Annotated in this window: 16 protein-coding genes; 7 read left to right on the top strand and 9 right to left on the bottom strand. The window is 73.2% G+C overall.

Annotated elements, in window-relative coordinates:
• The first annotated feature begins 215 nt into the window (after window positions 1-215).
• Both ACIO3O_RS14255 and ACIO3O_RS14250 read left to right on the top strand, forming a co-directional pair.
• Window positions 216-8558 carry a type I polyketide synthase gene (locus ACIO3O_RS14255; protein WP_401745159.1) on the top strand — a complete coding sequence of 2781 codons (8343 nt, stop codon included), beginning with the start codon at window positions 216-218 and terminating at the stop codon, window positions 8556-8558.
• Between the two features lie 97 nt (window positions 8559-8655).
• The gene (locus ACIO3O_RS14250; protein ID WP_401745158.1) at window positions 8656-10293 is read left to right on the top strand and encodes a penicillin-binding transpeptidase domain-containing protein; all 1638 of its coding nucleotides are present in this window, start codon (window positions 8656-8658) and stop codon (window positions 10291-10293) included.
• A 112-nt stretch (window positions 10294-10405) separates the two neighbouring features.
• On the opposite strand, the gene ACIO3O_RS14245 is transcribed toward ACIO3O_RS14250, so the two are convergent.
• The 3 genes from ACIO3O_RS14245 to ACIO3O_RS14235 form a co-directional block, all read right to left on the bottom strand.
• Window positions 10406-11716: an MFS transporter gene (locus ACIO3O_RS14245; protein WP_401745157.1), complete on the bottom strand. Its 1311-nt coding sequence runs from the start codon at window positions 11714-11716 to the stop codon at window positions 10406-10408.
• On the bottom strand, window positions 11713-12915 hold the full coding sequence (locus ACIO3O_RS14240) for a PLP-dependent cysteine synthase family protein (protein ID WP_401745156.1): 1203 nt from the start codon (window positions 12913-12915) through the stop codon (window positions 11713-11715). Before ACIO3O_RS14240 ends, ACIO3O_RS14245 begins: the two co-directional genes overlap by 4 nt.
• Window positions 12916-13052: 137 nt before the next feature.
• Window positions 13053-13469: a hypothetical protein gene (locus ACIO3O_RS14235; protein ID WP_401745155.1), complete on the bottom strand. Its 417-nt coding sequence runs from the start codon at window positions 13467-13469 to the stop codon at window positions 13053-13055.
• 113 nt (window positions 13470-13582) lie between these two features.
• Between ACIO3O_RS14235 and ACIO3O_RS14230 the strand changes: the two genes are divergently transcribed.
• Both ACIO3O_RS14230 and ACIO3O_RS14225 read left to right on the top strand, forming a co-directional pair.
• On the top strand, window positions 13583-13993 hold the full coding sequence (locus tag ACIO3O_RS14230; protein ID WP_401745154.1) for a hypothetical protein: 411 nt from the start codon (window positions 13583-13585) through the stop codon (window positions 13991-13993).
• Between the two features lie 120 nt (window positions 13994-14113).
• Entirely contained in the window at window positions 14114-14344 is a 231-nt protein-coding gene (locus ACIO3O_RS14225) for a hypothetical protein (RefSeq protein ID WP_401745153.1), read from the top strand.
• A gap of 104 nt (window positions 14345-14448) precedes the next feature.
• Here the strand turns inward: ACIO3O_RS14225 and ACIO3O_RS14220 are convergent, their stop codons facing one another.
• The 6 genes from ACIO3O_RS14220 to ACIO3O_RS14195 form a co-directional block, all read right to left on the bottom strand.
• Window positions 14449-17424, bottom strand: a complete 2976-nt coding sequence (locus ACIO3O_RS14220) for an AAA family ATPase (protein WP_401745152.1) — start codon at window positions 17422-17424, stop codon at window positions 14449-14451.
• An 82-nt stretch (window positions 17425-17506) separates the two neighbouring features.
• Complete coding sequence (locus ACIO3O_RS14215) at window positions 17507-18643, bottom strand: hypothetical protein (RefSeq protein WP_401745151.1); 1137 nt, start codon at window positions 18641-18643, stop codon at window positions 17507-17509.
• A complete protein-coding gene (locus ACIO3O_RS14210) occupies window positions 18640-20376 on the bottom strand; it encodes a CotH kinase family protein (protein WP_401745150.1) in 1737 nt (578 codons plus the stop codon). The genes ACIO3O_RS14215 and ACIO3O_RS14210 overlap by 4 nt, the downstream gene beginning before the upstream one ends.
• A gap of 84 nt (window positions 20377-20460) precedes the next feature.
• Window positions 20461-21132, bottom strand: a complete 672-nt coding sequence (locus tag ACIO3O_RS14205; protein ID WP_401745149.1) for an AIM24 family protein — start codon at window positions 21130-21132, stop codon at window positions 20461-20463.
• A gap of 82 nt (window positions 21133-21214) precedes the next feature.
• Window positions 21215-21655: a hypothetical protein gene (locus tag ACIO3O_RS14200; RefSeq protein ID WP_401745148.1), complete on the bottom strand. Its 441-nt coding sequence runs from the start codon at window positions 21653-21655 to the stop codon at window positions 21215-21217.
• 48 nt (window positions 21656-21703) lie between these two features.
• On the bottom strand, window positions 21704-22327 hold the full coding sequence (locus tag ACIO3O_RS14195; protein ID WP_401745147.1) for a DJ-1/PfpI family protein: 624 nt from the start codon (window positions 22325-22327) through the stop codon (window positions 21704-21706).
• 103 nt (window positions 22328-22430) lie between these two features.
• Here ACIO3O_RS14195 and ACIO3O_RS14190 point away from each other — a divergent pair, with 103 nt between their 5' ends.
• From ACIO3O_RS14190 to ACIO3O_RS14180, 3 genes are all read left to right on the top strand, one after another.
• Window positions 22431-23768, top strand: a complete 1338-nt coding sequence (locus ACIO3O_RS14190; protein ID WP_401745146.1) for a PLP-dependent aminotransferase family protein — start codon at window positions 22431-22433, stop codon at window positions 23766-23768.
• Between the two features lie 186 nt (window positions 23769-23954).
• Complete coding sequence (locus ACIO3O_RS14185) at window positions 23955-24128, top strand: hypothetical protein (RefSeq protein ID WP_401745145.1); 174 nt, start codon at window positions 23955-23957, stop codon at window positions 24126-24128.
• A 25-nt stretch (window positions 24129-24153) separates the two neighbouring features.
• On the top strand, window positions 24154-24996 hold the full coding sequence (locus ACIO3O_RS14180; RefSeq protein ID WP_401745144.1) for an alpha/beta fold hydrolase: 843 nt from the start codon (window positions 24154-24156) through the stop codon (window positions 24994-24996).
• Window positions 24997-25104: the final 108 nt, after the last annotated feature.

Raw genomic sequence — 25104 nt, 5'->3', positions numbered from 1 at the left:
ACCTCAGGGCTCTGTACAGGTGATGGTAGGCAGTCCGGCGTCGACAGTCGCGGACCGCATCACGTCCGTTTCGCAACCGTCCCCGTCACCCTGTACGTCGTCGGCATCCTCGCCCACCCGGCGGCCACGACCCCGCGGCCGTAGCACAAAGCCCCCTGTAGCGATCACCTATCGTCGTGGCAGCAACTCCCTTACCCAGAGGAAGTGTTCGCCCGGTGACAGCCCACATGGCCGCCCTCCGCCCGCTGCCGGACCTGCTCCGGGAACATGCCCGGAACCTCGGCTCCAAAATCGCCTTCCAGGATCAGCGCTCTCGCGTGACCTACGGGGAACTGGAGCTGCGCACCGGCAGGTTGGCGGGACACCTCGTCCGCCTCGGTCTGCGGCACGGCGAACGGGCGGCGGTCCTGCTGGGCAGCCGGGTGGAGGCCGTCGAGAGCGTCCTCGCGATCACCAGGGCGGGCGGGGTCGGGGTGCCTCTGGACGCACGGAGCACCACCGCCGAGCTGGCGCATCTGCTGGACGACAGCGGGGCCCGGTTCGTCTTCACCGACCGTTCCTCGCTGCGGCAGTTGAGGCCGTTGCTGCCGGAGCGCCCCGGGGTGGGTGTGATCCTCGTCGAGGACGCCGGTGGGCGGGACGAAGCCCCGGTGGCCGGGACGAGCGACAGCGTGGTGCGTTACGCGCCCCTGGTCACCACCGATCCCCCCGCACCCGCCCCGGACGACCTCGGGCTCGACGAGGTGGCCTGGCTCCTCTACACCTCCGGGTCGACCGGCCTGCCCAAGGGCGTGCTGTCCACCCAGCGCAACCGGCTCGCGTCCGTGGCGTCCTCCTTCGTCTCCGTCCTCGGCCTCTGCGCGGACGACCGCCTGCTCTGGCCCCTCCCCCTCCACCACGCCATGGGCCAGGTCCTGTGCGTCCTCGGGGTGACCGCGACGGGCGCGTCCGCCGTGCTCCTGCCACGGTTCTCCGTGACGGACGTACGGGACCAACTGCGTGGCGGTGAGCCCCCCTTCACGCTGCTGGCCGGTGTGCCTGCGGCCTACCGCAAGCTCCTCGACGCCGTGGGGGACGACGGGCTGGGAGCACCGGCCCTGCGCGGCTGTGTCAGCGGGGGCGCGCCCGCCTCTGCCGCCTTCCAGCGGGCCTTCGAGGAGGCCTGCGGGGTCCCGTTCCTCGATCACTACGGGAGTACGGAGGCGGGTCCCGTCACCATGACGGCACCGGGTACGCCCCCGGCGGACCGCGCGGAGGGCTCCTGCGGGCACCTGGTGCCGGGGATGAGGGCGCGTATCGGCGACGGCCGCAGCACCCCGGGCCCGGACGAAGGCGAGGGCGAGGGCGAGGGCGAGCTGTGGCTGTCCGGGCCCGGCGTCATGGCCGGATACCACCAGCAGCCCGAGGCCACCGCGGAGGTGCTGCGCGACGGCTGGTACCGCACCGGGGACCTGGCCCGGATCAGCGCCTCGGAGGAGCTCACCCTCACGGGCCGGGTCGGCGACCTGATCAACCGGGGCGGCAAGAACGTCCACCCCTCCGAGGTGGAGGCCGTCCTGCTGGCGCTGCCGGGGGTCCGGGACGCCGCCGTGGCCGGTGTCCCGGACGGCGTACTCGGTGAGGTCCCGGCCGCCTACCTGGTCCCGTCGGCCGTCGGAGCCCTCGACCGGCGTCAGATCCTCGCCGCCTGTCGGGAGCGGCTCTCCCCGCACAAGGTGCCCGTCGTCCTGCACGAGGTGGACGCGATCCCGCGTACCGCGTCGGGCAAGGTGAAGCGGTTCGCGCTCGCGGACGTGCCCGTGCGCCCCCTGCCGGTTGACGATCCCGTCCCGGTGGCGGCCGGGACGGCGGAGCTGACGGCTCTGGTACGGGCCGAGGCCGCCGCCGTACTGGGCTGCACCGCCGACGAGGTGGACCGGAGCACCGCCTTCCGTGACCTGGGCATGGACTCGCTGACGTCGACGGTGCTGCGCGACCGCCTGTCGGCGGCGACCGGCCTCCCCCTCTCCGAAGCGGCGCCCTTCGACTTCCCCACCGCAGCCGAACTCGCCGCGCATCTCGCCTCGCGGCTCACCGGGAGGACGGCACCGGCCGTCCCCGGCCGCCCGGAGGCAGCCGGTCCGGACGAGGACCCGGTGGTCGTCATCGGCATGGCGTGCCGGTTCCCCGGCGGCGTGCGCGGCCCCGAGGACCTATGGCGGCTGGTCGCGGACGGGGTCGACGCCATCACGCCCTTCCCCACCGACCGGGGGTGGGACGTGGACGGGCTGTACGACCCGGACCCGGGCGCGGCGGGCCGCAGTTACGTACGCGAGGGCGGGTTCCTGTCCGAGGTCGACCGCTTCGACCCGGCGTTCTTCGGGATCTCGCCCCGCGAGGCGCTGGCCATGGACCCGCAGCACCGGCTGCTGCTGGAGGTCGCCTGGGAGGCGTTCGAGTACGCGGGGATCGACCCCGGTTCGATGCGCTCGACACCCACCGGGGTGTTCGCGGGGCTCATGTACAGCGACTACGCCACCCGGTTCGCCCGTACCCCGGAGCGTGTCGAGGGCTACCTCGGCATCGGCAACGCGGGCAGCGTCGCCTCCGGCCGCATCGCCTACACCCTGGGCCTGGAGGGGCCGGCCGTCACCGTGGACACGGCGTGCTCGTCGTCCCTGGTGGCCCTGCACCTGGCGGCCGGGGCCCTGCACGCGGGCGAGTGCTCGCTGGCACTCGCCGGAGGGGCCACGGTGATGTCGTCACCCCAGTCCTTCGTCGAGTTCAGCAGGCAGCGGGCACTGTCTCCCGACGGCCGCTGCAAGGCGTTCGGCGCGGGTGCCGACGGTACGGGTTGGGCCGAGGGCGCCGGAATGCTCCTCCTGACCCGGCTGTCGGAGGCCCGGCGGGCGGGCCACCGGGTGCTCGCCGTGGTGCGCGGCTCCGCGGTCAACCAGGACGGCGCGAGCAACGGCCTGACCGCGCCGCACGGCCCTGCGCAGCAGCGGGTGATCCGGCAGGCCCTGGCCGACGCCCGGCTGGAGCCCGCGGACATCGACGCGGTGGAGGCGCACGGCACGGGCACCCGGCTCGGCGACGTCATCGAGGCGAAGGCGTTCCTGGAGACCTTCGCCGGACCGCGCGAACACCCGCTGTGGCTGGGCTCGGTCAAGTCGAACATCGGGCACACGCAGGCCGCTGCGGGCATGGCCGCCGTCATCAAAACGGTGCAGGCGCTGGAGCACGGCGTACTGCCGCGCACTCTGCACGCCGAGCAGCCGAACCCGGGCGTGGACTGGTCGTCGGGCGCGGTGTCGCTGCTCACCCGCCCGGTCCCCTGGCCGCGCACCGGGCGGCCCCGGCGGGCGGGCGTGTCGTCCTTCGGGATCAGCGGGACCAACGCCCATGTGGTGATCGAACAGGCGCCGACGGCGACGCAGGCGCAGCGGGCGGACGGGGAGACGCGGGCGCAACAAGCGGACGGCGGGACGCAGGCGCAGCAGGCGGACAGGGAGACGCGGGCGCAGCAGGCGGACGGGGAGACACAGGCACAGCAGGCGGACGCCGGGACACAGGCGCACCAGGCCAACCAGGAAACGCGGGCGGCCGTGGTGTTCCCCCTGTCGGCCAGGACCGCCCCGGCGCTCCGGGCGCAGGCCCGCCGCCTCCGCGACCACGTGGCCGAACGCCCCGCAACGAACCTGCTGGACCTCGGCTTCTCCCTGGCCACGACCCGCGCCCGGTTCGAGCATCGAGCGGCGCTGGTGTGCGGTGACCGCGCGGATCTGCTCGCCTCGCTCGACGCGCTGGCGGAGGGCCGCCACCGGCCGGGCGTGAGCACGAGCGGTCCCCGCCCGGCGGGAAAGGTCGCTTTCCTCTTCACCGGGCAGGGCAGCCAGCGGGCCGGCATGGGACGGGAGCTGTACGCGTCCCATGCCGTCTACGCCCGTTCCTTCGACGAGATCTGCGCGCTGCTTGATCCGCTGCTGCCGCAGCCGCTGCGCGACGTGGTGTTCGCGGTGGAGGACTCCGAGGGTTCGCCCGCAGGCGGGCTGCTCCGTACGACGCGTTTCGCACAGCCGGCGCTCTTCGCGCTGGAGGTGTCGCTGTTCCGGTTGCTGGAGTCCTGGGGCGTACGCCCGGACCTGGTGGCGGGTCACTCCGTCGGCGAACTGGTGGCGGCCCACGTCGCCGGAGTGCTGTCCCTCGCCGACGCCTGCACCCTGGTCGCGGCCCGCGGCCGCCTGATGGACGCCCTCCCCGCCGGAGGGGCGATGGCCTCGGTGCGGGCGGACGAGAGCGAGGTCGCCGCGTACCTGGCCGACGGTGTGCGCGGGCTGGACGTGGCAGCCGTCAACGGTCGCTCCGTCGTCGTCTCCGGCGACGAGAACGCCGTGCTGGAGGCCGTCGCGCACTGGCGCGACCGGGGCCGCGAAGCCACCCGGCTGAGGGTGAGTCACGCCTTCCACTCGGCGCACATGGACCCCATGCTCGACGCTTTCGGCCTGGTCGCCCGGGAGATCACCTACTCCCCGCCGCGCCTTCCCCTCGTCTCCGCGCTGGCGGACCGGCCCGCGAGCACCGACGCGATCTGCTCCCCCGGCCACTGGGTGGACCACGTACGCCGACCCGTCCGGTTCGCCGACACCGTGCACCACTTGAGGGAGCAGGGGGCGACCCACTTCGTGGAGCTCGGCCCGGACAGTGTGCTCACCGGCCTGGTACGGGACTGCCTCGCCGACAGCGGCCCGGCACCCGTGCCGGACACGGCAGAAGTGGCCCCCGGTCCCGTCGGGGACGGCCCCGTCCTCGTGACCGTGCCGACCCTGCGCGGCCCACGGCCGGAGACGGGCGCGCTGCTCGCCGCCGTGGCCGCACTCCACACCCACGGCAGGGACGTCGACTGGCACGCGGTCTTCACCGGGCGCGGCGCACGGCGCACCCCGCTGCCCACCTACGCGTTCCAGCGCGAACGGTACTGGCTGGAGGCCGACCCGACGGGACCCGCCGCGGAACGCGACGCCGCTTCCCACCCGTTCCTGCACGTGGTGACGCCGACGGCGGACGACGGAGGGCTGCTGCTGACCGGTCGGCTGTCGCTGCGCGACCAGCCCTGGCTCGCCGACCACGCGGTACTGGACACCGTGCTCCTGCCCGCGACCGCTTTTGTCGACATGGCGATTCATGCCGGGGACCAGGCAGGTGCCTCCGTACTGGAGGAACTGACGCTGACGGCCCCGCTGCCGCTGTCCCCCGACGAGACGGTCGAGCTCCAGGTGAAGGTGGCGCGGGCGGACACCGCCGACGGGCGCCGGACGGTGGTCTTCCACTCCCGGCCGCTCGCTCCCGGACCCGGCGCTCCCGGGCCAGAAGACCGCCCGTGGACCCGCCACGCCTCGGGGGTCCTGTCCCCCACCGAGCCCGGCCGTCCCGCACCGCTCCCTTCGCCCGACGCTTCGTCCTCCTGGCCGCCGCCCGGCGCCGTTCCGCTGCCACTCGGTGCCGGGGCCAGCTTCTACGAGGCGTTGGCGGAGGACGGGCTGCGCTACGGGCCGTCCTTCCAGGGCCTGCGGGCCGCCTGGCGTCTCGGCGACGACCTCCTCGCCGAGGTCGAACTCCCGGAGGCCGTTCCCCCGGGTGCACACCCCTTCGCGCTGCATCCGGCGCTGCTGGACTCGGCGTTGCACGCCCTGACGCTGGAGCAGGCCGCCCCGGACGGGAACGGGACGTCCGCAGACCGGGCGGCGCTGTCGCTTCCGTTCGCCTGGAACGGTGTACGGCTGTACGCGTCCGGCACCCGTGCCCTGCGGGTGCGGGTGTCCCGGGGGCAGGGCAGCAGCGCCCGGCTGGAACTGACCGACAGGGCCGGAGTACGGGTGGCCACGGTGGCCTCGCTCGCCCTGCGGCCGCTCTCCCCGGAGCAGTTGAGCGGTGTACGCACGCCCCGGGACAGCCTGTTCCGCCTGGACTGGACACCGCTGGCGGACTCCGCCGACGGGCTGCCGGAGAAGCCGGGCACATGGGGGTTCCTCGGCACCCCCAGCGCTCAACTGAGCGAGGCACTGCGGCAGTCGGGCATCCGGCCGACCGCCTATGCCGATCCGGCCTCGGCGGGAGCGGACGCACCGGCCGTCGTGGTGGCCTGCCCTCCGCCCACCGTGACGGACGGGCCCGACCATGCGGCAGCCGTACACCGCAGTGCGGGGTGGGCGCTGCGGCTCGTGCAGGAGTGGCTCGCCGAGGAGCGGCTCGCCGACTCCCGTCTCGTCGTGGTCACTTCGGACGCCGTCCTCACCGGGACAGAGGCGGACGGAAGCCTCGGAGACGGGCGGGCCGCTCTTGTCCTCGCACCGGTGTGGGGGCTGCTGCGCTCGGCGCAGACGGAGAACCCGGGCCGCTTCTCGCTGGTCGACATCGACGACCGTACGGCGTCCGCGGCGGCCGTGGTCCGCGCGCTGGCCGATGCGGAGCCGCAGACAGCCGTACGGGACGGTGTCGCGTACGTACCGAGTCTGGTGCGTGTCTCCCCCGCGCCCGAGGCAACGGCCGACGGCATCCCGCGCCAACTGGCCCCGGACGGCACGGTCCTGGTCACCGGGGGATCGGGTTCCCTGGGGGCGGCCGTCGCCCGGCACCTCGTGGTCGCGCACGGGGTACGTCACCTGATGCTCGTGGGGCGGCGCGGGGCCGACGCGCCCGGCTCCACCGCACTGTGCGCGGAACTCACCGCGCTGGGTGCCCGGGTCACGGTGGCGGCCTGCGACGTCGCCGACCGTACGGCGCTCGCCGCTCTGCTCGCCGACGTACCGGAGGATCATCCGCTGACGGGAGTCGTGCACACTGCCGGGGTACTGGACGACGGTGTGCTCCCGGCACTCACCGGGGCACGGCTCGACCGGGTGCTGCGGCCGAAGGTGGACGCGGCCCTCGCCCTGCACGAGCTGACCCGGGGCAGCGATCTGGGCGTGTTCGCCCTGTTCTCCTCGGTTGCCGGGGTGTTCGGCTCCGGCGGCCAGGGCAACTACGCGGCGGCGAACTCCTTCCTGGACGCGCTGGCGGCACACCGCAGGGCGCTCGGGCTGCCCGGCACGTCCCTGGCCTGGGGGCCCTGGCAGCAGAGCGGCGGCATGACCGCCGGGCTGCGGGACGCGGACCTGCGGCGGATGGCCCGTTCCGGCTTCCTGCCGCTGCGGACCGAGGAGGGCCTCGCCGTGTTCGACGCGGCCGTCGCGGGCCGGGACGCGGTCCTGGTCGCCGCTCGGCTCGATCCGGCGGGTGCCGGGACGTCCTTCGCCCCCGGGTCACCGCTCTCCCGGGTACCGGGCCGACGCCCCGTACGGAAGCTCGCCGCACCGGGTACCGCCGACCACGGCGAGGACTCCCCGCGCCACCGGCTGAACGCCGCACCGCCGGCCGAACGCGGCGGCCTGCTCCTCTCCCTCGTCCGTACGGAAGCGGCCCTGGCGCTCGGTCACGGCTCGGGGGCCGCCGCGATCGAACCGGACCGCGCCCTGGCGGAACTGGGCCTGGACTCACTGGCCGCCGTCGAACTGCGCAACCGTCTCGCGGCCCTCACCGGCCTGTCCCTGCCGACCACGCTCCTCTTCGACCACCCGACACCGCGCGGCGTCGCCGCCCGCCTGGCCGAGATCCACGCCGCGCAGGAGACCGCCGAACCTTCCGCACTTGGGCGGCAGGACAGTGTGTCGGAAGGATCACCGGCCACGAGGACCACGGAAGGCGACTCCTTGTCTGCGCTCTTCCGTACCGCGTGCTCCCGGGGCAAGGCGTGGGAGGGGATGGCGCTGCTGACGATGGCGGCCCGGCTGCGCGAGGTCTTCGAGGCCTCCTCGGACCTCGTGTCGCCGCCCGCGCCCGTCACCCTGGCCGCCGGGGGCCCCGCGACCCGGCTGATCTGCTTCCCGGCCCTCAGCGCGCTGTCAGGGCCGCACGAGTACGCCCGTTTCGGACCCGCTCTCCAGGGTCTGCGTCCGGTGTCGGTGCTGCCGAACCCGGGCTTCCTGCCGGGTGAACCGCTGCCCGCCTCCCGGGATGTCTTCGTGGCCGCGCAGGTGGCCGCCGTGCGTGCCTGCGCGGGGGACGAGCCGTTTGTCCTGCTGGGCCGGTCCGCCGGTGGATGGGTGGCGCACGCGGTCGCGGAGGAGCTCGAACGGGCGGGGGTGCGGCCGTCCGCCGTCGTGCTGATCGACACCTATCCCGGGGAGGACAACGGTCTCGGCGAGCGCGGCGGCGACCGGCCCGCGCTCTCGGCGATGACCCTCGGGATGCTGGAGAACTCGGCGCGGTTCGCCTCGCCCGAGACCGACCGGCTCACCGCGATGGCGGGTTATCTGGAGCTGTACGCGGGCTGGAAGCCCACCGCGGTGTCGGCCCCGACCTTGTTCGTCCGGGCCTCGGACCCGCTCCCCGGCATCGAACCGGCCGCCGCGTGGAGCCTGCCGTACGCCGAGGTCACCGTGCCCGGGGACCACTTCACCGTGCTGGAGGACCATTCCCGCACCACCGCACTGGCCGTCCACACCTGGCTTGCCGGACAGCTTCGGGAGGACACCCGGTGAGGCCCGCACCCTGAACGGCTCATGCCGACAGGGAGGCCGCGGGCGGCCCGCCCTACTGTGAACCTTTGGGACCCAACAGCGGCAGGACGGAGACCCCGTGGGCGGCAAGCGGCGCGACACCGGCAGGCGGCGGACCTTGGTGATCGCGGGTGCGGCCTCGCTGGGGCTGGCCGGTGCGGGCATCGGCCTCTGGACGGCGTTCGGCAGCGAGGAACAACCGCGGACCGGTCCGCCGAGCGCGTCGGAGGTCAGGTCCACGGCCGACGCGTTCCTCGCCGCGTGGTCGGACGGTGACCTCGCGGCGGCCGCAGAGCAGACCGACGACGCGACGGCCGCCGACGCCGCGCTGCGCGCCTTCACGGAGCGCGGCCGTCTCGCGGCGCGGGACCTCCGGGCGGGTGCACCGGTCGGTGCGCGCGTTCCGTACGCGGTGAAGGCCGAGTTCGGGTACGAGGGGGCGCGCGCGGCCCTGACGTACGACACGGCGCTCACGGTCGTGCGGCGCGCCGGGGACGGCCGGGCGGTCGTCCACTGGGACCCGCGGGTGCTGCACCCCCGGCTGGACAAGGGCGAGCGGCTCGCGGTGCGGGAGACGGGGAACGCGCCGGTCAGTGCGGAGGCCCGGGACGGGCAGGTGCTGGACGTACGGGAGTTCCCCTCGCTCGGCCCGGTCGTGGAGGGTCTGCGGCGTACGTCCGCGAAGGCGGCGGGCGGCAGGCCGGGGGTCCAACTCCGTATCGAGCCGACGGCGGTGACGAGCACGGACGCGGCACCGCCCGGCGACGCGGTGCTGCTGTCCGTCGCCGCGGGCGCGCCCGGGCGGCTGCGCACCACCCTCGACGCCGGGGTGCAGAAGGCGGCCGAGCGGGAGGTCGCTCTGCGCGCCGATGCCTCGATCGTGGTCATGAAGCCGTCGAGCGGTGAGATCCTCGCGGTCGCCAACTCCCGTGCGGGCGGCCCCAACACCGCTCTCGAAGGGCGTCTCGCGCCCGGTTCGACGATGAAGATGGTCACGGCGTCGCTGCTGCTGGAGAAGCGGCTGGCCGCGTCGGACAAGTCGCATCCGTGCCCGAAGACGGCGTCGTACGGGGGCTGGCAGTTCCACAACGTCGACGACTTCGACATCGCCGGCGGTACGTTCCGCAGCAGCTTCGCCGCGTCCTGCAACACCGCCTTCATCAGCCAGGCGGCCAAGATCGCGGACGCGGATCTGTCCCGGCAGGCTCGGGACGTCTTCGGGATCGGCACGCCGTGGACGGTGGGCCTGCCCGCGTTCAGCGGGTCGGTGCCCGTGGAGCACGCCGCCTCGAAGGCGGCCGCGATGATCGGCCAGGGCCAGGTGCGGATGAACCCGTTGACCATGGCGTCGGTCATCTCCACCGCCCGTACGGGACGGTTCGCCCAGCCCCACCTGATCGCGCCCGCCGTCGATCGCCGGACGCTCGCCACGGCGCGGCGCCCGCTGGACGCCGCCGCGCACGAGCAGTTGAAGGACCTGCTGCACACGACGGCCACGTCCGGATCGGCGTCCGGCGCGATGCGGGGGCTGACGGGTGACGTCGGGGCCAAGACCGGTTCGGCCGAGGTGATCGGGCAGGAGAAGCCGAACGGCTGGTTCGCGGCCTGGCACGGTGACGTCGCCGCTGCCGCGGTGATGCAGCGCGGCGGCCGGGGCGGTGAATCCGCGGGGCCACTGGTCGCGGCGGTCCTGAAGGCGGTCGACACCGGTCGGTGAGAGGCGGCATGCGGGGGCGGCCCGTGGGACCCCACGGGGCACGGCGGATGGACCGTCCGGCACGGCCCCGGAGCAGGGCCCTCCCTGCTCCGGGGGCACGTCCGCCCCGAGATCAGGCGGCAGCGGGCAGCCGGGCGGACGCCGTCAGCCGGCCGGTGCGGGCCAGGGCGAGCACCGCCCCGGCGCAGGCCGCACCGGTCAGGGCCAGCGCCGCCCAGACCAGCCACAGGGCCTGGTGGCGGGCGGCGTAGTCCCACAGGGCTCCGGTGGCCAGGTTGCCCAGGGTGATGCCCAGTCCGGAGACGGTGTTGTAGAGGCCGTAGTGGGTGGCCACGAGGCGGTTGCCGGAGAGGGCGACGACGGTGTCCATCTCGAAGGGGTAGACCACCGCACTGCCCACCGACAGCGCGGCGACCGTGACGGCGAGCGCCGCCACCTGCACTCCGCCCGCAACGCCCGTGCCCGGCGCGGCGCACAGGGCGAGCGGGAGGAAGGCCAGGCCCATCACGGCCAGGCCGCGCACCAGCGCCTGTTCGTGCGTCCAGCGGGCCTTCGCCCATCCGGTCAGCCGCAGTTGTCCGGCGACGGCCACGGCTGCGGAGAGCACGAACAGCAGGCTCGTCACCTGCGCCCCGCGTGCCCGCAACGCCTCGTCCGCGGCCAGGGGCAGCGCGAGGTACACCTGGAAGGTGAGGACGTACGAACCGATCATCGCGCAGGAGAACAGCAGGAACGGCCGGTTGGCCACCACCGTGCGCCACTGGGCCCAGACCCCGCGCCCGTCCGCCGCGCCGCCGCTCCCGTCCGCCGTGCCGCCGCTCTCACCCTCCGCGCCGCCGCTCTCGCCGGGGTGCCGGGTGGGCAGGGCGCGCGCCTGGAGGAGCGTGAGGGCTGCGAAGATCCCGGCGGCGACCAGGCACACCAGGCGGAAGTCGGCGGCCAGCAGGGCGAGCCCGACCAGGGGGCCCAGCAGCATTCCGGCCTGGTAGTAGACGTTGAAGGTGGCGAACGCCTCCACCCGCCGGGTCCCGGCCTCGGCGGCGAGGTAGGCCCGTACGGCCGGATTGAACAGGGCTCCGGCGAACCCGGTGGCCGCCGAGGCGATCACCAGCACCGGCAGGCTGTCCACGATGCCGAGCAGGGCGAACCCGGCGGTGCGCAGCAGGCATCCGGCCATGATGGGCTTCTTGCAGCCGAAGCGGTCGGCAATCGTGCCGCCGATGAGGAACATGCCCTGCTGGGAGAAGTTCCGTACGCCCAGGACCAGGCCGACGGCCCAGGCGGCCAGGCCCAGCGGACCGGCGAGGTGGGCGGCGAGGTACGGCATGAGCATGTAGAACGCGAGATTGATGGCGAACTGATTGCCCATCAGCACCTGTACCGCGGGCGAGAAGCTCCGGGTGGAGGCCCACAGCGCCTTCATCGGGCGGCCCCCGCCGCACTCGACCGACCGGACACGGCCCCCGCCCGACCGGACACGGGGTCCGTCGCACTCGGCCGACCGGACACGGGGTCCGTCACGGTCCGGCACTTCGTCCACCGGGTCACCGCCCGCTCGCCGGGGTGGCCGATCTCGTCGGGCGCCTCGGCCGGCAGGCGGTCCAGCAGGTGGTGGGCCCGGCACCAGGCGTCGTCGTAGACGGTGCCGGTGTAGCGGTGCGGGCCGTCGGGGAAGACCGCGGCGATCCTCGACTCGGCCGGGAGGGTCGCCGCGAGGTGTTTCGCCACCAGGGACACCGCTCCCACGCTCCAGCCGCCGCTCGCGTACCGGGACCGGGCCAGCGCCCGCGCCGCCCAGACCGCTTCCCCGGCCGCCACCCAGTGCACCTCGTCGAACAGGGAGTGGTCCACGTTGCGCGGGTGGATGCTGCTTCCCAGCCCGCGCATCAGCCGCGGCGTCGCCTGCTGGCCGAAGATCGTGGAGCCGCAGGTGTCCACGCCGACCACCTTCAGGGCGGGAAAGTACCGGCGCAGGACCGACGCGACGCCCGCCGAGTGGCCCCCGGTTCCCACGCTCACCACCAGGGCGTCGATCCGCCCCAGTTGGGCCACCAGCTCGTGGGCCAGTGGGGCGTAGGCGTGGACGTTGTCGGGGTTGTGGTACTGGTCCGGGCACCACGCGTCCGGGTGCGCGGCCAGGAGTTCGCCGACGCGGTCGCGGCGGGCCTGCTGCCAGCCGCCCACCGGATGCGGCACCCGGACGGTGTGCACGTCGGCCCCGTACGCGGTGAGCAGGCCGCTCACCAGGGGTTCCATGCCGGGGTCGGTGACCACGGTGACCGGGTGGCCGTGGACGATCCCGGCCAGCGCCAGACCGAGGCCGAGCGTGCCGGAGGTGGACTCCACGATCCGCGCGCCGGGCAGCAGGTCACCGCGCTCGCGGGCCCGTTCCACCATGTACAGGGCGGTGCGGTCCTTGATGCCGCCGGGGTTGCGGCCTTCCAGTTTGGCCCAGAAGCCGCGCCCGTCGGCCGTGAACGGCGCACCCACCCACAGCACGGGGGTGTCACCGACCAGCGCGGCGGGGGTGTGGGCGCGGCCGGTGACACCGGGCAACAGGGCAGCGGGTGCCACCGCGAAGGGCGGCACGGCGGAGGGGAGGGACAGCAGGGAGGGGTTCATCGCACAGTTCTCCAACCGGCCACCGCCGCATGGACGACGCGGGTCGGGCAGCCGGGGGTGTTCGAGGGGCACAACCGTCGGGTACGTGAAGCCGCCCGGTCCCGCACCACACGCACGGGACCGCACGACGGGGCCGCTCAGGTCCGCCAGACTCCCAGTACGGCCCGCGCCCGCCCCCGGTCACCCGGTGAGCTGCCGAGCACCACAGCTGCCGAGCCCTCTTGCCCCCACGGCCCCGCACCGCTCCAGGGCATCGACAAGCCCTCGCCAAGAGCCGGAAGGGGAAGGTCCGTTCGCCCCGTCGAGGCAGCGGGCTCGTCGTCTCCGGCGCACCCCGCGTCCGCGCCGTGCGTGCACACCGGGGAAGCCTCCGGGGCGTACGACACCTCCTGCGCGTACGACGCCGCACCGGTCACGGTGTCGGCCGGGACCGCTCCGGAGAACTGCGGCCCGTGGGCGCATCCGAGCACGTGCAGCAGCCCGGCCAGCACCGTGATCAGCACCAGCCGCCACAGCACGGGCCGGGGACCACGCGTACCCACCGACTCCCACACGCCACCCATCGTAACCGTGCGATTGCAGTGCGTGCCCGACGGTCGCGGCACTCCCGAGACGCATGGGCTGCCACGGTCAGGGCATCCGGCCCCACGACGAAGGGAGGCCGGGAATGGTTCCGGGCCTGGAGGTCTCACTGGCGCACGGGGGCACGGACGACCCGTCCGACTGGGCGTGGATCGGCGCCGTCTTCGCGGTCTACCTGCTGATCGGGTACGGGCTGGAGTACCGGTCGAAGAAGCGCAGGGGTGCCGCACACCCGGCCAAGGAGGCGGCGCAAGGCCTGTTCTCCGAACGCGACGGCATCGACCCGGGGCAGCACTTCGCCAGCCGCATGGTCATGCTGGGCGGCGCCCTGGCGACCGGCCTCGCCGTATTCCTCACCCAAGGCGCGCCCACGGCGGTGCAGTACCTGACGGTGGGAGCGGTGGCGCTGCTCGGAATCTTCGCCTGGGCCTACTTCGACCACCGCACGGAACCACGCGACGCGGACGACACCCCGGCCCCCGACCTGCGCGCCTAACCGAGCCGCCGCGGAGCGGCCTCGGCCGCCCCCGGGCGGGCGGCCGGGATCACACGTGGGTGCGACTCGCGCCGGGCGAAGGCCACGACGGGCCGTGTCAGGGGCCGTTACGGTCGCGGCATGCCGGTCGACGAGCGGATCAAGCAGGCTGAACTCCTTTACGAGCGCGCCGTGTTCGGCGGCGAGCCCGACGGCCTGGTGGCCGCCGGCCGGGGGCTCGACGCGGTCGGGGCCGAGCTGGCGCCGGCGCGTCGGCGGGTGATCCACGCCCGGTCCGGGACGGCAACGAGTCCGCGTTGCCCGCGTTCCGGCTCGCCCGTGGCTTCGCCCGTCAGGTGGACGACCGGCTGACCGTCTCCTACGTCCTGCGGCATCTCGGCTCTGCCGCGCACATGGCCGGTGACCTGGGGGGCCCGGTTTGACGCCCCGCGTCGGCGCCGCGTCGGCGTGGCTGGTCAGCCGGGCCCGTTCGTCTCCGGCTCGATCAGGCCCTCGCGGTAGGCGATGCCGACGGCCTCGGTGCGGCTCGCGGCGCCCAGCTTGGCGAGGATGTTGGAGACGTGGACGCTCGCCGTCTTGCCGCTGATGTACAGCTCTTCGCCGATCTGCCGGTTGGTGAGCCCCCGGCCGAGCAGCCGCAGTACCTCGCTCTCCCGCGCGGTCAGGTCGGCGATCCGTTCCCCGGCGGCCGGTGCGTCGGCGAGGCGGCCGCGACGTATCAGGGTGTCGAGCGCTTCGCGCAGCGGTACGGCGCCAAGTCGTATGGCCGTGTCCCGGGCGGCGTACGCCTGTTCGGCCGCCTCGTCGCGGCGGGCGGCGGCGAGCAGGGCCTCCGCGAGCCGTCGTCGGCAGCGGGCGAGCTCGTACGGTTCGCCGTAGCCGAAGGCGGTTGCGGCCTGCTCCCAGGCGGCGACGTCGGGGCCGGTGGCGGCGCGTACTCCCTCGGCCCGGGCGCGGGCCAGCCAGGCCAGGCCCTCGGGGCCCAGCTCGGTGCCGTCCCGGTGGGCCGCCGTGCTCCGGGCCAGCTCCACCAGCTCGGCCGCACTGTCCGTCCAGCGGCGGACGCCCGGCACGTCACCGGCCCGGCGGGACTCCTCCGCCGCGTCCGCGACGCCCGACAGGGCGAGCGCCGCCAGCCGGATCAGGGCGTCGGGCCGGTCCGTGGGCACGCTCTCGGTGAGCACGTCGACCGCGGCCCTCACCTGCCGTACACAGTCCTCGGCGTCACCGCGCAGCGCCGCGGCGTCGATGAGCACGGTGCTCGCGACGAGCGAGACCATCCAGTCCTGGGGGCCGTCGAGCAGCGCGCGGGAGCCGTCGACCGCCGCACCGAACTCGCCGCGCGCCACGGCGACGTACAGCGCGGGTGCGGTCACCAGCCCGGAGTTGGCCGTGAGCAGCGTGGCGTCGTCGGCGGCCACGCGCGCGCACTCGTCCCAGCGCCCCAGGGTGTAGAGCAGCAGGGACTGGAGGTAGTGCAACTCGACGGCGTACGGCGAGGTGAGGAGCCCGGCGCGGCGGGCCCGGTCGAGCCCGTCGCCGACCCGGACCAGGCACTGGTCCAGCTCGCCGCTCTCGTAACAACCGAGCGCCAGGTTGTACAGCGCCCGCATCTCCACCTGGAGGTTCCCGGCGGTACGGGCCAGTTCACGGGCTCCGATGAGACGTTGGCGGCCTTGCGGAGTACGCCGGTTGTACGCTTCGAGGCCGACCAGCGAGATCATCAGATCGGCCTGGGCGTCCGTCAGCCGGAGCCGTTCGGCGGTGTCCAGGGCCTGCCGGGCGACGCGTTCGGCGTCCGCGTCGCGGCCCACCGAGCGGGCGGCCATGACATGGGTCGCGGCCGCCCACACCCAGGTGTACGAGGGCGGCTCGGCCGGGATCAGGGCGAGCGCCTCGCTGCTGTAGGCGAACGCGGCCTCCAGGTTGTCGATCCGCATCAGGTTGCCCGCGAGGGTGTAGCGGACGCGGGCGGCGAGTTCGGAGTCGGCCCCCGAGCCGGACCGGGCGAGCGCGGAACGGGTGAGCTGGACCGCGCGATGCGGGTCCCCGGCGTGTGCGGCGGCGGCCGAGGCACGCAGGGTGAGGGTGACCGGGTCGCTGTGTGCGGGGTGCGCGGCGGCGTCCACGACGGCCATGAGTTCGAGCGCGGCCTCCAGGTGACGCAGTTCTTCGGCGGGCGCGCGCAGGCGCTGGGCATGGTCGGCGGCTTCGAGGGAGGCCGCCAGCGCGTCGGCCAGGTCGTGGCTCGCGCGGGAGTGGTGGGCCCGCTCCGCCGCGCTGTTCGCGGTACGGCCCTCGCCCGCGAGGAGCGCGGCGAACACCCCGTGCAGTCGGACCCGTTCGCCGGGCAGCAGGTCCTCGTACACGGCCTCGCGGGTGAGGGCGTGCCGGAAGGAGTACGTGGTGGCGTCGTCGGTCACCAGGAGCTGGTGGCCGACCGCCTCGCGCAGCGCCGATTCCAGCTCCTCCTGCGGCAGCCGCACGGCGTCGCGCAGCAGGTCGTGCCCCACCCGCCGCCCCGCCACGGCCGCCGTGCGCAGGACCTGCTGGGCCGTCTCGGAGAGTTGCTCGATCCGGATGAGCAGGACGTCGGCCAGGCCGCTGGGCATGGCGGCCGAGTCCGCGCCGTCGTCGTCCTGGGGCAGCGCGGCGAGCAGTTCCTCGGCGTAGAAGGCGTTGCCCTCGGCGCGGTCGACGATGCGCCGCACCGCGCTGTCGGAGACGGGGCCCGTGCGCTGCGCGTGCACGAGTTTGGCCACGTCCGCGTCGGCCAGCGGGCGCAGTTCCAGCCGGTCGACGGCGGCCAGCCGGACCAGCTCGGCGAGCAGGGGCCGCAGCGGGTGACGCCGGTGCAGGTCGTCCGTACGGTACGAGGCGAAGACCGCGAGCCGGTGGGGCGGGCCGCCGGGCGTGGACCGTTGCAGGACGCCCCGGCTCAGCAGGAAGCGGAGCAGGTCGCGGGAGGACTGGTCCGCCCAGTGGAGGTCCTCGACGACCAGGAGCAGCGGCGTCAGGTCCGCGAGGTCGGCGAGGAGTCCGGCGATGCCCTCGAAGAGCTGGAGCCGACCGCCGGCGTCGGGTCCGGGACCGGCCCCCGCCGCCGTGCCCATCAGGCGCTGCACGGCGGGGTGGGCGGCGAAGGCGGGGGCGAGCCGTTCGTCGGCGGCGGCCGTGCCGAGGATCTCGGTGAACGGGAGGTAGGGCAGGCCGACGTCCCCGAGGTCCACGCAGTGGCCGGTCAGGACGGTCATGCCCGTGGCGGCCGCGTGCGCGGCCGCCACGGTCAGCGTGCGGGTCTTGCCGACTCCGGCGTCCCCGGCGACGAGGACGACGCGCGGGTCGCCTGCCACGGCCCGGTCCAGCACGCCGGTGAGACGGGTGAGTTCGTCCGCCCGGCCGACGAACGGAGTATCGATTATCTGGGCCACGGGCCCATCCAAGCACGTCGTACGGGTGTCCCCGCCTGGCGGACTGCGGTCCTGGAGGGCTGCGGCCCCCCTCCTGGAGGGCTCAGGTGGTGTCGCCCGGGATCAGGAACAGGTGGATCGACTGGTCCTTCGCACGGAACCGCTCGTTCGACGCACCCTTCTTCGCGCGGTCGGAGACGATCACCACGTGGTCGGCCGACACCCAGGACACGCCCTCGGGATTCCCGTAGACCGTGCGCCCCTTGCCGTCCGTGGGCAGGGGGTGGACCGTGCCCGCGTCGACCTCCCACTTCTTGGCGGAGAGCCGCCCCACCCACAGCGCGGACGACGCCTGCGACAGGACGGCGATCCGTCCGTCGCGCACGGACACGCTGCTGTAGTCCTCGAAGGGCAGCGACTCGGGAAGGCGGATCGTGTCCGTACGGGTCCAGCTCTTGCCCTCGCGGCGGAAGACCTGGATGCGGCCGCCGCCCGGTGTCCGGCCCTTCTTGCCGCCCTCGCAGCGGTTTCCCTCGCAGAGGGCGAGGAGGTGTCCGGTGCCTGCCCGGTCCACCCATTCCAGGCCTTCCATGCCCTTGTTGGCGTCGGCCAGGTCGAAGTCGAGGGGCGCCGATCCGAGGGGGCGCAGTTTCGCGTCGTACTCGTGCACGCGGGCGCGGAAGCCCTTCGGCTTGACGGGTTCGGCCTCGGTCAGGGTGAAGTAGCGGTCGTGGAGTTCGTCGTGGGCGAGGTCTTCGTAGCCGGTGTTGGCGGTCTTCGCCTCCGTCTGCGGCTGTGTCCGCACCTCCGTCTGCGACTTTGCCTTCGCTTCCGTCTGCGGCTTTGTCTTCGCCTTCGACTTCGCCTTTGCCGAACTGCCCTGACTCTTCGACAGGTCGGCCCTGACGACCTCGTTCTCCGGCGCCTTGGGCGACAGCTCGCTGCCGACCCGGATGAGCGCGGGCAGGTTGTCGCAGACGATCAGGAAGGCGTCGTCGTGGTACAGGACCCCGCTCGCCTCCAGCCGGGTGCCCGCGCTGTCGCCGATCAGGTCCTGGATCTTGGCTTCCTTGACCAGGCGCAGCTCGCTCCCCACGGCGGACGTGGCCTTGTTGCTCGCCTTGGCCTTGGCGCCGGTCTTGGCCTTGGCGCTGGTCTTGGCCTTCGTACCGCTCTGGACCTTCGTGCTGGTCTTCGGCCCGGCAGTGCTCTTGCTCGTGGCCGGTTTCTTGGCAGTCATGAGGGCAGTACCTCCATCGCGCCGGGGAACTGTGCCCCGCTGGCGCCGTTGGGATAGGTCTTGCGCAGCTCGGCGAGCTGCTGGCGGGCGTGGTCGTACCGCATGCGCGTGTAGTGGAAGATCCCGTACGTGAACTGCGTGCCCCGGCTCAGCTCCCACTGCCGGTACCCGGCGCGGTACACCTCGTCGTTGGTGAACTGCCTGCCGGTGAAGGGCTGTCCGTGCGGGCTGGTGGACTCGCCGTACGCGGCGGGCGAGACGAGCTGCCACAGTCCGTCGGTACGTCCAAAACCCTCCGCCCCGATCAGCGCGGCGACCTGCTCGGGGCCGAACTCCGTGTCCAGCAGGTATTCGAGGTGGTCGAGGTAGTACTGGCAGAAGTCGTGGTGCCGCAGCAGGTTGGTGAACAGCGGCAGGTGCGAGGTCTCGTGCGGGGCCTTGGTGATCCGGCAGTAGTTGCGGCTCATCGCGGGCCAGTCGAGCAGGTCCGTGTACTGCCACTGCGTCGAGAAGAAGTCGATGCCGGAACTGTTGTCGTAGTCCCAGGGGATGAACGTGAAGTACGGGCGGTCCATGAAGCGGGTCGGGTCGCCGAGCCTGCCCGAGTTGTAGAGGTAGTAGTTCGACGGGGTCGCGAAGTAGTTGTCCCAGCTGCCGAGGAGGACGTTGGCGCCCGCCCAGCGCAGGAAGGCCGGCGCGTTGAACACCTTCTCCACCGCCGCCCGGAAGGCATCCGTCGCGAACTTCCCCTCTCCTCCGCCCAGTTGAACACCATTGACGGTGCGAATGAGGGTGGCGAGGTCGTCGTAGGTACTCGTCGCGGGATCGTCCTCGTTCGTCTTCAGCCGGTACGTACGGTCGTCCTCCGCACTGCCCTCGGTGAAGTACTGCCTGCCGCTGTCGGAGCCGTCCGCGGTGGCGCGGTGCTCCAGAGTCGCGCAGCCGACGTCGCCGCAGTACGCCTTGTAGAGGTTGCCCTCGGAGTTCTTGCCGAAGTGGTCCTTGAGGAACTTCTTGTCGACCTGCTCGATGACGGAGAAGAGCCCCATGTAGCGGTCGTTGATCTGGAACGTCGCATACGTGTGCTGCGCGGCCGGGACGCCCGCTCGCTCCAGCAGCCGCCAGGCGACGGCCTCGCGCATCTGCGAGGGGTCGTTGTACATCGCCTTGAGGTTGACCCGCTCCATGCCGTAGAGCCGGTCCTCGCTGTCGCCGACCTCGAAGTCGATCTTCCAGGAGCGCTTGGGCGCGTGGGCGGTCAGGTTGCCGCTGTTGACCATCGAGAAGGACGGTGTCGCGAGCAGCGTGTCGTCCGGGGCGTCGGCCCGCGCGAGGGTCAGCCGGGCCCCCTGGGGCGCGACCATCACGTCGTCGGCCGTCAGGACGCCGGGCGGCCAGCCGGTGACCTTGACCTGATACATGTCCTGAGCGAAGAACTCCGTCTTGTTCTGCGCCGCGTCGCGGAACTCCTCGACGATCCGCCCGATCGTGGTGGGCTGTCCGGCTCCGTCGAGCACGACGAGGCTGTCGGCCGGCGCCCCCTGCTCGGCGAGCAGCGCATCGTACAGCGCACTGAACTCGGCCTTCGTCCGCAGTACGGCATCGGCCGGACCCGCCTGCGCGTTGACCTGCCGGGCGAGCCGCTGCGCCGTGCCGGGTGGCAGCGCGGAGAGCGTGACGACCTGGTTCTTGAACGCGTCCCGGAACGTGCCCTTGCCGATGGTCCTGTCCATCCCGGCCTCCCTGGGTGAACCTCCCTCTCTACTCCCGGCCCCCCACACCCGCCAGGTCGAGAACCGGCCGCCGACCGCCCGGCGTCAGGACGCGGGCGTGGGCTTGGGCTCGCCGGGGTTGACCACCACGACGCCCTCTCCCTCCAGTTTCAGCTGGACGGCCTCGCCCGAGCCGCCCTTCACCATGGAGCCGACGCTCTGCGAGCGGTGCAGGGACGTGCTCAGTCGGGGGCTCCAGGCAACGACGGCGTCCGTGTCCACGTAGACGGGTGCCTGCGGGGTCACCGGGAGCACCAGGGGGATGCCCGCGCTGGTCAGGGCGAGGCGGCCGGTGCCGGTGAACGTGCAGTTGAAGAGGCCGCCGCCGGCCATTCCCGCGCCCTTGACGGTGGTGATGTCGTAGGTCAGGGCGGCGTCGAAGCACAGGATGTTCTTGCCGTTGACCGTCAGGCCCCGGTTCTCGTCGACGTCGACGAGGAAGCAGTGCGCCGCGTCGGACGCGAACCACGCCTCGCCCTCGCCCGTGACCGTCATCAGGGCCAGGCCCTCGCCGGTCACCGCTCGTTTGAGGAAGTTGCCCACACCCTGGCCCTGGCGCTCGAACTGCAAGGACCCGCGCCAGGCGACCATCGTGCCCTGCCTGGCCCGGGCCTCGCCCTTGACCGCGTACCGCACCGCCATCGCGTTTTCCTGCGTGAGCCCGGGGGCCGACGCGGGCTGGACGAGATTCTCGGGATCGAAGAGGTTTCGCTGCATGAGGGGTCCGGTACCCGGTCAATTCGCGGTCATACGTGGGGTGTTGGGCGAGGCACGGGGCGGGGGATTCCGAACTCGGCGGTCAGCGGCGGCCGGTGGACAGGACGACGAGGAACTGGCCGCCGCCCGGTTCGACGGCGGCGGTCACCGGCAGGCCCGGCACGAGTCGGGAGAGCCGGTCGACCAGCCAGTCCACCGCTTCCTGGGCGTCCCGCTTGGTCGGGCAGCGGCCCACCATCTCGCGGCCGCCCTTGCGTTCCAGCCGTCCGGCGACGGTGAGCAGCGGAGCGGGCTCGTACACGTGGAGGGTGTCCGGCCAGGCGATGACCACCTTGACCGCGCCCTTGCGGGAGTTGCACCCGCGGTGGGCGAGCCGTTCGGGGATCTTGGCCTTCCGGTCGGCGGTACGGCTGTCGACGCTGGGGCCCCGCGCGTCGTTCACCGACTCGTCGGGGTCGACCGGTTCGTCGCACACCCAGCAGCGCCAGCCGTCGCGCTCGGCCACATCATCAAGAAGACTCATCCGAGCAAACTAGCCTGCTCGGGGGCCTTCCGGCGCATCCGGGGTCGGTCAGACGAGTGTCGGTGCGGGGGCGGGCAGGTAGGGGGCGAGGGTGCGCCGGGCGCGCTCGACGTACTCCTCCTTCTCGCCGACCGGGGCGACATAGTGCAGTGCGGCTTCAGCGGCTTCGTTGCCCGCAAGGCGGGCGATGATCCAGGCGGCGAGGTAGGGCGAGGCCAGGCAGCCACCGGCCGTGGCGATGTTCCCCCGGGCGTGGAAGGGCTGGTTGAGGACCTCGATGCCCGCGGCGACGACCCACGGTTTGGTGGTGAGGTCCGTACAGGCGGGGATACCGTCGAGCAGGCCGAGCCTGGCCAGGACGAGTGCGCCGGAGCACTGCGCCGCGATGAGCTGTCGCGAGGGGTCCAGACCGCGCAGGACGTTCATGATCGTCGGGTCTTCGGTGACCTCGCGGGTGGCGATGCCGCTGCCGACGATGACGGCGTCGGCGGCGCAGGCCTCCTCCAGGGTGGACATCTGCTCGACGACCACCCCGTTCATCGACGTCACCCGAGGGTTGGGGGTCGCGAGGGTGACGCGCCAGCCGTCGGTCCTGATGCGGTTGAGCACACCGAGCGCGATCAGGGAGTCGAGTTCGTTGTAGCCCTCGAAGGTGAGAATGGCGATGTGCACGACGGCTGTCCTTTCCGGGCCAAAGGCGCGGGATGCGCCGGACTCGACCGTAGGACTCCCTGCGCAGGACAGTCCAAGAATTGTCCTGCATACAATCCGGTGCATGGCAGCCCCTCGGTACAAGAAGCTGGTCGACGCGTTCGCCTCCGGCATCCGGACCGGGCGCCTCGCCCCGGGGGTGCGGCTGCCGACCCACCGCGCTCTGGCCGCCCGCGAGGGCATCGCCGTGGTGACCGCGACCCGGGTGTACGCCGAACTGGAGGCGATGGGCCTGGTCAGCCGGGAGCAGGGGCGTGGCACGTTCGTGCGCGACCTCGCGCTCCCCGCCGGTCACGGCATCGATCAGCAGGCCGTCGCCCCGGGCGCGGTCGACCTCAACTTCAACTACCCGTCGCTGCCCGGCCAGGCCGAACTCCTGCGGCAGGCCCTGCGGGAGGTGGCCGCCTCCGGTGATCTCGACGCGCTGCTGCGCTACCAACCGCACCGGGGGCGTCCACAGGACAGAGCCTCCGTCGCACGCCACCTCCGGCAGCGGGGAATCACCGCCGACGCGGACCGGATCCTCATCGCAGGCGGTGCCCAGCACGGCCTGGCCGTCACCGTCATGGCCACGCTGAACGCCGGGGACGTCGTGGCGGTCGACGCCCTCACCTATCCGGGGTTCAAGGTGCTCGCGCACGCTTTCCATCTCGACCTGGAACCCGTCCCCACCACCGCCGACGGGCCGGATCTGGACGCCCTGGAGAAGCTGTGCGCGACCCGCCCCGTCCGCGCCGTCTACACCATGCCCACCCTGCACAACCCCCTGGGCTGGGTGATGTCGGCGACCGACCGCGCCCGTCTGATCGGGATCGCCCGGCGGTACGGTGCGCTCCTGATCGAGGACGCCTCCTACGCCTACCTGGTCGAGGCCCCTCCCCCGCCGCTGGCCGCGACCGCCCCCGACATCACCGTGTACGTCTCGGGGCTGTCCAAGAGCATCGCCACCGGCCTGCGGGTCGGCTTCGTCCTGGCCCCGCTGACCCTGGTGCCCTCGCTCGAACGCGCCGTCCGGGCGACCACCTGGAACACCCCCGCCCTCACCACCGCCATCGCCTGCCGCTGGCTCGACGACGGAACCGTGAACCACCTGGAAGCGCAGAAGCGACACGACGCCACGACCCGTCAGACCCTCCTCAGGCAGGAACTGGCGGGCCTGCCGCTCATCGGCCACCCCTCGTCGTACTTCACCTGGCTGCCCCTGCCCGAGGACGCCCGCGCCGACCGGCTGACCGCCACGCTCGCGCGCCGGAACATCTCGGTCGCCACGGCGGAGCCCTTCTCCACCTCGACGCCCACGCCCCAGGCGATCCGCCTCGCCCTGGGCTCGACCGATCCGGACACCCTCCGGTCGACGCTGCGCGAGGTGCGCCGGGTCGTCGTCGAGGACGCGTACGCCTGAACGCACCGCCACCGGCCGCCGACAGGCGGCGGGCCGACGCTGGTGCGGGGCTGCCGATGGGGGGATCACGTCGCGTGCATTCACACATCCTTGACGCCTGCGAAGGGGCGGGACGGCCCGCTCGGGCGCGTGGCTCGCTAGGTTGTGGGGAGTTGGCCCTTCCGTCCAGGAGAAAGAGCTCTCAGGATGATCGCGTTCCGTCAATCGGCACTGCACCTGAAGCTCATCATCGGCGGGCTGCTCGTCGCCGCGGCGGCGCTGATCACGACGGGCTTCCTCACCGACCTGTTCTGGCTCGTGGGTGTCGGCGTGTGGGCGTTGATCGTGGGCTTCCTGCTCGAATTCACTTTCGCCCCGTGAGGTGCCCGTGGTGAGGAGGACGCTCGTGGCCGGTGCTTCCCCGCGCTCGATCTACCGCAGTGCGGCGGGCGAGGAGCGCATTCGCAGCTGGTGCGTTGCTGTGCTCGGCGCGTGGGCGGTGCCGCATGAGTGCGTGACGGTGACGGCCCACGGTGCTCGTACCCACGTCGTGATCGCCGGGTCCGGTCCGACCGTCGTGTTCGTTCCCGGGACGAACTTCAACGCGGCGGCGTCCGTGCCCCTGGCCACGGCACTGGTCGCGGCAGGGTACCGGGTCGTGCTGCCGGACGTACCCGGCCAGCCCGGGCTCAGTTCCGGGGAGCGGGGGCTCGCGGAGGGGCGGTTGTCCTGGTACGGGGCGTGGTTGGGCCGGGTGGTCGAGGAGACGTGCTCGGGGGCCGTCACCGTGCTGGGCCACTCCTTCGGCGCCGCGATCGCGCTGGCCGCGGATTCACCGCGCCTGGGCAGGCTCGTCCTGGTGTCGCCCGGTGGGCTGTCCGGGCTCCGGCTCACGCCGGGGATGCTCGCGGCCTCGGCGGCGTGGTTCGTGCACCCCACCGGGTCGAGCAGCGCCCGGCTGCTGCGGTGCATGCTCGCGCCCGGTCGCCTGCCTCGGCCCGCGTTGGTGGAGTGGATGACTCTGGTCGCGCGCCACTCGCGTTCCAGCGGGGCGCCGGGTGTCGCCGAACTGCCCGCGCGGGCCGTGGAGCGGCTGGTGGTCACCGGGGAGTACGACGTCTTCCTCCCGCCGCGACGGCTCGGCCCCGCGGTGCGCGACCGGCTCGGGGTCGCGCTGGGTGTGGTCCCGGGCGCCGGACACCTGGTGGTCGAGGAGTGCACCGGCCAGGTGGTGGATCTGCTGGGGTGAAGGCCTCGGCACGTCGGGGGCGTTCGCGTACGGGAGTGGCGGGGCCGCAGGGGACGGCCGGTGTGTCAGTGCGCTGACGTATCCTTCCGGCCGCCCCACACCGACTGT

Origin of the sequence: Streptomyces sp. NPDC087440 (assembly GCF_044744005.1) — a bacterium.
GTDB lineage: Bacteria > Actinomycetota > Actinomycetes > Streptomycetales > Streptomycetaceae > Streptomyces.
This window is presented reverse-complemented; position numbering and strand designations above follow the sequence as displayed.